Origin of the sequence: Acinetobacter sp. YH12201 (assembly GCF_013418145.1) — a bacterium.
Classification (GTDB): domain Bacteria; phylum Pseudomonadota; class Gammaproteobacteria; order Pseudomonadales; family Moraxellaceae; genus Acinetobacter.
Window position 1 is genome coordinate 1 of the sequence record NZ_VPCP01000181.1, and the last position, 1262, is coordinate 1262.

Here is a 1262-nt window from a genome sequence, read left to right on the forward strand (position 1 = left end):
ATACCAGCACATGGCTGAGCAGTTCAGGTGAAGCAATGCCTTTATCAATCACATAGGCAGGCATCGCTTGCTGAGTCAGGGTGTCACACTGATCACAGACCCATTTGCCACGGACATGCTGTTCCTTATAGAACTGTGCCGGTCTGAAATTCAGTTTTTCACTGACATCTTCGCCGATACGACGTAACTGGCAGCCACAGCTGCATTGCGTTGATGCAGGTTCATGCTCAATACGGAGAGTGAGTAGATGATCTGGCAGCAGTCGACGTTTAGGTTTATTGGTTTTGGCTTTCTGTGTCGCTGCATCGGTTTTATCTGCATTCAGCCGCTCCAGTTCCAGATCAACTGCTGCGATATCTTCTTCGACCGCTTCATCCCACAGATGGATTTGTTTTGCAGTTAGATGTTCATTTTTACTGCCGAATTTGTGCTTTTTAAATAAGGCAAGTTCATGCTCGTATTTTTGGTTGAGAATAGAAAGATGTTGAACTTTGGCATCTAATTGTTGTTTATCTTCTGCGAGTTGTTGATGCTGCAGCGCCAACTGCCGGGTAAATTCCAGCAGTTGTTCATGGGTCAGTTGGCTTAAATCAGGCAGCGTATTCATGACCGCAGTATGCCTGAGGTCATGAAGAGAATGAAATAGAACGTTTGGAGGATGGCAGAATAGCCGAGCTTGGTTTAGAGCATCGTGACCACCTGCTGTCGTCCAATGCGCTGCCAAGGCAAACCCTGGATCAATGCCTGCAACTGCTCCGGACTGAGGGCTACGCTTTCACCCTGGTGAACCTGCGCCCAGTGGAATTTCCCCTGTTCCAGCCGCCGGGCACACAGCCAGATGCCCAGTCCATCATGCACCAGTACTTTCATGCGATGGCCACGTTTATTACAGAACAGGTAAGCGCAATGCGGTTTGATGTAGCCAAAGGCTCTCAGCACCTGAGCCATGGCCGTATCCATACCCGCACGCATGTCCATCGGCTGGGTAGAAAGCCAGATTTCATCAATGCGGATCATGTTGTAAGTGCCTTGAGTAATTCTGCTAAAGCAGATATTTCTGATACTTGCCATTTCAAGCCAATTTCTGCTTTTGAGTGGGGTAAAGTAATTTGAACCGTTAACATGTCAGTAGGAATAGGATCTAATGGTGCAGAGCAAGATAAGGCAATAAATGCAGGTTTATTCGGTAGTGGTGAGCGATCATTCCCTGGCTTACCATCAATTAAGCGAATCCATTTGGATACAAGATTTGTATTCAATCC

The 1262-nt window shown here is 47.1% G+C and carries 2 protein-coding genes and 1 pseudogene; all 3 read right to left on the reverse strand.

The window, feature by feature from the left end; translation table 11 throughout:
• The coding region (locus tag FTU91_RS16405; protein WP_180082860.1) for an IS66 family transposase zinc-finger binding domain-containing protein at positions 1–607 on the reverse strand (607 nt) is incomplete at its 3' end.
• A gap of 74 nt (positions 608–681) precedes the next feature.
• A complete protein-coding gene (tnpB, locus tag FTU91_RS16410) occupies positions 682–1071 on the reverse strand; it encodes an IS66 family insertion sequence element accessory protein TnpB (protein WP_180082861.1) in 390 nt (129 codons plus the stop codon).
• A pseudogene (locus FTU91_RS16510) lies at positions 1014–1262 on the reverse strand (IS66 family insertion sequence element accessory protein TnpB); the annotation flags it as partial. The gene tnpB and the pseudogene FTU91_RS16510, both read right to left, overlap by 58 nt.